The organism is Cupriavidus sp. MPR-AND1C, assembly GCF_058809705.1.
Genome location: NZ_JBXASU010000020.1, coordinates 93,531 through 100,711 on the forward strand (window position 1 = coordinate 93,531; position 7,181 = coordinate 100,711).

The 7,181-nt window shown below is 63.4% G+C and carries 3 protein-coding genes; 2 read left to right on the forward strand and 1 reads right to left on the reverse strand.

Annotation, left to right across the window (positions count from 1 at the left end; genetic code table 11):
* The first annotated feature begins 176 nt into the window (after window positions 1-176).
* A complete protein-coding gene (locus AC1RWI_RS13970; RefSeq protein ID WP_492867008.1) occupies window positions 177-5,675 on the forward strand; it encodes a trifunctional serine/threonine-protein kinase/ATP-binding protein/sensor histidine kinase in 5,499 nt (1,832 codons plus the stop codon).
* 34 nt (window positions 5,676-5,709) lie between these two features.
* Here AC1RWI_RS13970 and AC1RWI_RS13975 read toward each other — a convergent pair whose 3' ends face one another.
* A complete protein-coding gene (locus tag AC1RWI_RS13975) occupies window positions 5,710-6,312 on the reverse strand; it encodes a response regulator transcription factor (RefSeq protein WP_492867010.1) in 603 nt (200 codons plus the stop codon).
* A gap of 522 nt (window positions 6,313-6,834) precedes the next feature.
* Here AC1RWI_RS13975 and AC1RWI_RS13980 point away from each other — a divergent pair.
* The coding region (locus AC1RWI_RS13980; protein ID WP_492867000.1) for an isochorismatase family protein at window positions 6,835-7,181 on the forward strand (347 nt) is incomplete at its 3' end.

A 7,181-nucleotide genomic window follows, 5' to 3' on the forward strand; every position in this document is an offset into this window, starting at 1 on the left:
CATGCCAAAATGTGATTCAAGGCAGACAAATGAAGCCCGTCATTGATTGGCATCCCCGTGGCAAAATTTCGCCGTTCGGTCCCCTTGACCGGATCACCGGTACGGCAATTCACCTGCCCCACCAGGCGCCCCGAAACATCAAATACAGCTATCGACTTGAGAGCGGAACACGGCAGATGAACCCATTATTTTACTTCGGCCATGAGAGCGGTGTCAGCTTCCCGGTCGTATGGGAAGATGACGATCGCGTTGTCGGTAGAGGTTGGCTCCCCGGCCGAGATGGCATGCCAAAGGCTGTACTGGCTGTGTGGCACGCAGCCGAGCACCCGCGCCCCACTAGCCTCGCGCACGAATACGGCTTGAAGGACGAACTGGACGGCAGTTGGGCGGTAAGACCGCTGGAGCTTGTGCGCGAGCGTGGCCGGACTGTTTTACTGCTTGACGACCCAGGTGGCGAGCCGCTTGCCAAGCTGCTGGGCACCCCCATGGAGGTCGGCCGTTTCTTGCGCCTGGCCATCAGCATCGCCGCGGCCTTGGACCAGTTCCACCAGCGGGGTCTTATACACAAGGACATCAAGCCGGCCCATATCCTGGTGAACGATGCCCCAATCGAGGCCCGGCTCACGGGCTTCGGCATTGCCTCGCGCCAGTCGCGCGAGCGCCAGGCACCGGCGCCACCGGAAGAGATCGCCGGCACGCTGGCCTACATGGCCCCCGAGCAGACCGGACGCATGAACCGGTCAATCGACGCGCGGAGCGACCTCTATTCGCTCGGCGTCACGCTCTATCAAATGCTCACGGGCGTGCTACCGTTCGCCACCGACGACCCGATGGAACTGTTGCACAGCCATCTCGCACGACAGCCAGTGCCGCCGGCGGAACGGGTACCGTCGATCCCGGCCTTGCTTTCCGCCATGGTGATGAAGCTGCTCTCCAAGACAGCGGAGGAGCGCTACCAGACCGCAGCGGGGCTGGAGGCCGATCTACGGCGCAGTTCGGTCGCATGGGAAAGCCGGGGAAGCATTGCCACCTTCCCGCTCGGCGAGCACGACCTGCCTGATCGCCCATTGATTCCGGAGCGGCTCTATGGACGGGAGCGCGAGATTGAAACCTTGCTCGCTGCCTTCGATAGGGTGGTGACCCAGGGCACGCCGGAGCTTGTGCTGGTCTCCGGCTACGCCGGTATCGGGAAGACCTCGGCCGTGCTTGCGTTGCGCAGCGCACTGGCGCTCAGGAATGGCCTCTTTGCCTCGGGCAAGTTCGATCAGTACAAGCGAGACGTCCCGTATGCGACGTTGGCTCAGGCTTTCCAGAATCTGGTCCGCCCACTACTGGGCAAGAGCGAGGCCGACTTGGCGCCCTGGCGCACCGCACTGGCGGAGGCGCTGGGCCCGAATGGCGGCCTCATGGTGCCGCTCATACCCGAGCTCGGGCTGATTCTGGGGCCGCAGTCGCCGGTGCCGGAACTGCCCCCGTGCGACGAGCAGCACCGATTCCAGATGGTTTTCCAGCGCCTGCTTGCCGTCTTTGCCCAACCCACGCATCCGCTGGCACTCTTTCTCGACGACCTGCAGTGGCTGGACGCGGCAACACTCGATCTGCTCGAGTATCTGGCGACCCAGCCAGAGGTACGCCACGTGCTGCTTATCGGAGCCTATCGGAATGACGACGTCAAGCCCGGACATCCGTTGCTACTGCGATTGCCGGCAATCCGCCAGGCCGGGGGGCGGGTAAATGACATCACGCTTTCCCCCCTTGGGTTCGACGATGTAATCAGACTCATCGTCGATGCCTTGCATTGCGCACCTGGGGACGCCGCACCTCTGGCCCGACTGGTGCAGGAGAAGACTGGCGGTAACCCATTTTTCGCCATCCAGTTTCTCACCGCCCTGACCGAAGAGGGGCTGCTCGTTTTCGATCATCGTGGCGCGCGCTGGTCTTGGGACCTTGAGCAGATTCGGGCCAAGGGTTTCACCGACAATGTGGTCGATCTCATGCTCGCCAAGCTGAGGCGCCTTCCCGCGGCGACCCGTAACGCCCTGAAGCAGTTGGCGTGTCTCGGCAATGACGCGGCGATCGCTAGCCTGGCCATGGTCCAGGATGCCAGCGAGGCGGAGCTGGACGCGGCTCTGCGGCCGGCGGTACGCGCCGGACTTGTGTTGCGTTTGGGAAATACCTACCGATTCCTGCACGATCGTATCCAGGAGGCGGCCTACGCGCTGATTCCTGAAGGCGCGCGGCCGGCAGCGCACCTCGCGATTGGCAGGCGGCTCGCTATGGGCACGCCGCCTGAAGCAATAGCGGAGCGTGTCTTCGAGATCGTCGGTCAGCTCAACCGTGGCACCGACCTTATCACCGCCGCCGAGGAACGGGAGCAAGTGGCCGAGCTGAATCTGCTTGCCGGCCAGCGCGCCAAGGCGTCCACGGCCTACGCCTCGGCGCTGACCTATCTCACCGCCGGCGCAGCGCTCATGCAGGGGGACGCCTGGAAGCGCCGGCCCAAGTTTGCTTTCGCGCTCGAGTTCCACCTCGCCGAATGCGAATTTCTGACCGGCGCGCCGGCCGCGGCGGACGCGCGCCTGGCCGAGCTTGCGTGCCGTGCCGCCAGCCTCCCCGATCTGGCCTCCGTCACCCAGCTGCGGCTGGAGCTGTTTCTGGCCCTCGGCCAGCGCGAGCGCGCCGTCGAGGTGGGCCTCGACTACCTGTACCGCGCCGGCGTCCAGTGTTCGGCACACCCGACAGATGAGGAGGTTCTGCAGGAATACGACCGGATGTGGCGGCAACTTGGCGACCGTCCGATCGAGGCGCTGCTCGACCTGCCGATGATGACCAATGCGGTCGCGTGCGAGACCATGGATGTTCTGACCGCGCTGATGCTGCCGGCCTGGTACACCGACGTGAACCTGGGCTCCCTCATCATCGGGCGGATGGCAAACCTCAGCCTCGAGCAGGGCAACAGCGACGCGTCGTGCCTCGCCTATACCTGGCTCGGCATGATCCTGGGGCCTCGGTCCGGCGACTACAAGGCGGCATTCCGCTTCGGCCAGCTTGGCCTGAGCCTGGTCGAGCAGCGCGGGCTGGACCGCTTCAGGGCGCGCGTCTACCAGGCTTTCGGCGGCCACGTGATGCAATGGACGCAACCCATCCGTGCCGCGCGCAGCCTGGTCCGGCGCGCTTTCGACGTGGCCAGCAAGCTTGGTGACCTTACCTACGCGTCCTTCGCGCGCAACAACCTCATTACGCAGTTGCTCGCCTGCGGCGATCCGCTTGCCGAGGTGCAGAACGAAGCTGAAGCCACGATCGGCTTCGCGCGCCGTGCGAGCTTCGGTCTCGCCGTCGACCGGGTTACCCCCCAGCTCCAGCTAGCGCGAACTCTGCGCGGACTGACCCCGGTGTTCGGCGTCTTCGATGATGATGATTTCAACGAGGAGGAGTTCGAGCGGTATCTGGATGAGGCTCCGGGCCCCGCCCTCGCCACCTGCTGGTACTGGATCCGAAAACTGCAGGCACGCTTCCTCGCCGACGACCACGCAGCCGCCATAGCGGCGGCGGACAGGGCAGAAAGTCTCCTCTGGACATCACCATCGTTCTTCGAGCAGGCGGAATACCACTTCTACACAGCGTTGGCGCGAGCCGCATGCTGCGGCACAGCCGCCGCGCCAGAACGGACCCAGCACCTGGCGCCATTGGCCGCACATCATCGCCAGCTCCTTGTCTGGTCCGAGCATTGTCCGGAGAATTTCGAGAACAGAGCCGCATTGGTTGGCGCGGAAATCGCCCGCCTCGATGGGCGCGAAGTTGATGCAATGGGCCTCTACGAGCAGGCCATCCGCTCCGCGCAGGACAATGATTTCATCCATAACCAGGCACTCGCCAACGAGTTGGCCGCGCGATTCTATGCTGCGCGTGGCTTTGAAAAGGTTGCCCGCGTGTATTTGCAGGATGCCCGCCATGGCTATCTTCGCTGGGGCGCCGGCGGCAAGGTGCGGCAACTCGATGCGTTGTATCCGCACCTCTGGGGGGAAGAGCGAGCACCCGCACCAACGACGACCATTGGGGCGCCGGTCGAACACCTGGACCTTGCCACCGTGATTGCCGTGTCGCAAGCTGTGTCCGGCGAGATCGTCCTGGACAAATTACTCGACACACTCATGCGCACCGCGATTGAACAGGCCGGCGCGGAACGGGGACTGCTGATCCTGCCCCGAGGGTCCGAGCAGCGCATCGCAGCAGAGGCTACGACCGGTGGCGATATTGTCACGGTGCAACTCCGCGACGAGAGCGTGACTGCGACTGCGCTGCCGGTATCAATGCTCCACTATGTCCTGCGCACCCGCGAGAACATCATTCTCGACAATGCGGCGACACAGATGCCGTTTTCCGACGATCCGTACATTCTGCAGCATCATGCCCGATCCATTCTCTGCCTCCCACTGCTTACGCAGGCCAAGCTCGTCGGTGTGCTCTACCTGGAGAACAACCTCGCGCCGCGCGTCTTCGTGCCAACCCGCACCACCGTGCTGAAGATGCTCGCCTCGCAGGCGGCGACCGCGCTGGAGATTACTTGTTTGTACCGGGATCTCGCACAACGCGAAGCGAAGATTCAGCGCTTGGTCGAGGCCAACATCATCGGGATCTGCCTCTGGCACATGGACGGCCGAATCCTCGAGGCCAATGACGCGTTCCTCCGCATGCTGGGCTACGACCGCGAGGACCTCGCCTCAGTCCCTTTGCGCTGGACGGACCTGACGCCCCCGGACTGGCGCGAGCGTGACGCAAGGTTGGTCCAGGACCTTCGGATCAGCGGGACCTTGCCGCCGTTCGAAAAAGAGTTCTTCCGCAAGGATGGAAGCCGCGTGCTCGTCCTGCTAGGGTGCGCGACATTCGAAGAGGGTGGGGAACAAGGTGTCTCCTACATACTTGATCTAACCGAGCGCAAGCGCGCCGAGGAGGCGCTGCACCAGGCACAGGCCGAACTCGCACACGTTACCCGCGTGACGACGTTGAACGCGCTGACAGCCTCGATCGCCCACGAGGTCAACCAGCCGCTGGCCGCCATCGTCACCAACGCCAATGCGGCCCTGCGCTGGCTCGCTCGCCAGCCGCCCGATCTGGCCGAGGTGCGAGATACGTTGGGGTGCATCGTTCAGGATGGCCATCGGGCTGGCGCAGTGATTGAAGGCATGCGTGCGCTGCTTAAGAAGACGGCCGCAGTCACGGCGCGCCTTGACATGAACGCCCTTATCGAAGACGCGATTGCCCTCATCCAGGGAGAGATAAGCCGCCATCAAGTCCTGCTCCGGACGGAACTCGAGCCTGACCTGCCGCCGGTTGCGGGTGACCGGGTGCAGTTGCAGCAGGTGCTCCTGAACCTGATGATGAATAGCATCGAGGCAATGAAAGAGGTGGCAGAGCGGCCGCGGGGACTGCTGATTCGGTCGCACCTCGACGCATCAGGGACTGTGCTGGTTGCCGTTCAGGATGCTGGCGTCGGGCTGGAGCCGCAAGATCTGGAGCGAGTTTTCCAGACCTTCTTCACTACCAAGGCGGAGGGGCTGGGCATGGGCCTGGCGATCTGCCGGTTGATCGTCGAGGCACACGGAGGACGGCTGTGGGCGTACCCCAATGTGCCTTGCGGGGCCGTGTTTCAGTTCACCCTGCCGCCTCAGGACTAGATGCCTCCCGCCGACCGCGGGAGGCTACGGGGACTCAATGCGGACAAATGCCGAGTTGCTGTGCCATCAATACAAACCCGGCAAAGGTGCGCGCCTTCATCTTGCGCATGGCCTGGCCGCGATGAATTTTCACGGTGACCTCGCTGATACTTAGCTCGCTGGCGATCCGCTTGTTCAGCAGACCGGCCACCACCATGCGCATGACCTCGGCCTCGCGCGGCGTCAGGCTCTGGTAGCCGGATCGCAGTTCATCCAGCTTACGCATGCCATGGCGACGATGCTGATCCTTTTGCAAGGCGGCCGCCACGGCATCGAGCAGGTCCTGCTCGCGGAATGGCTTCGCCAAGAAATCCTCAGCACCAGCCTTCATAGCGGTAACGGTCATGGGGATGTCGCCGTAACCAGTCATAAAAATGATTGGGACCTGGACGCCCATTTGGGACAGCTGAGTCTGCAGGTCCAGGCCACTCTGCCCGCGGAGCCTGACATCGAGCAGAAGGCAAGTGGGCACGTCCGGGAACGCGAATGCTAGCAGTTCGGCAGCGGATGCGAACAGTGCGACGCGCATCCCGACTGATCGGAAGAGGTTCTCCAACGCGCCGCGAAGCATCGCGTCGTCATCAACGATTAGCACCATCGCTTCATCACTCGCACTGGTGTCCGCGGTTACGAAGCTGTTGATTGTCACAGTCAATCTCCAGTGCACTCATCGGTGCGCGGGGTCTGGGCAGGCCCACTCACGCCAATTTGGCATGCCCCCCGCAAAACATTGCATTACAGCACATTGCCGGGGTCCTGAGTACCTATACCTTGGGGTTAGTTCGGCGTGGATCCTGGAGCCAGCCCCAGCCAGCCGGCATGCAGAATGCGACACATCAGAGTCGCACACAGCCCTATGTCACCCCACGCCGCAAGGGCCGGCGAAGCCACTCCCGCTTGGTGTGGCACGGCCTAGCGGCGTCGCGGTGAAACCAAGGCCGCGCACGACTAATACGATTCGCCAATGGCCATGGCCGACAGCGCCGACTATCCTTGCGTCAGGTTGCGATCCGGATACGAACGCCAGTCGCGGCCCTTATGCTTAGCCGCCCCGACGCGGCACTGTCGAGGCGGCTGGTGCCGCCGCAGCCCTACTCTCGCCCCCAACAGGAGCAACGCAATGTCCAATCCCAAGCTTGAAGTCCTCACCCCGCAGAACAGCCAGCTGATCTTCATCGACCACCAACCGCAAATGGCGTTCGGCGTCCAGTCGATGGACCGCCAGGCGATGAAGAACAACGTCGTCGGCCTGGCCAAGGCGGCCAAGATCTTCAATATCCCGACGACGATCACCACCGTCGAGAGCGAGTCGTTCTCGGGCTTCACCTATCCGGAACTGCTCGACGTGTTCCCGGACCAGAAGACGCTGGAGCGCACCTCGATGAACTCGTGGGACGACCAGAAGGTGCGCGACGCGCTGGCCGCCAACGGCCGCAAGAAGGTCATCGTCGCCGGCCTGTGGACGGA

Coding starts and splice junctions, on each gene's coding strand:
- AC1RWI_RS13970 (WP_492867008.1), top strand. CDS start 177: ATGAACCCATTATTTTACTTCGGCCATGAGAGCGGTGTCAGCTTCCCG.
- AC1RWI_RS13975 (WP_492867010.1), bottom strand. CDS start 6,312: ATGGTGCTAATCGTTGATGACGACGCGATGCTTCGCGGCGCGTTGGAG.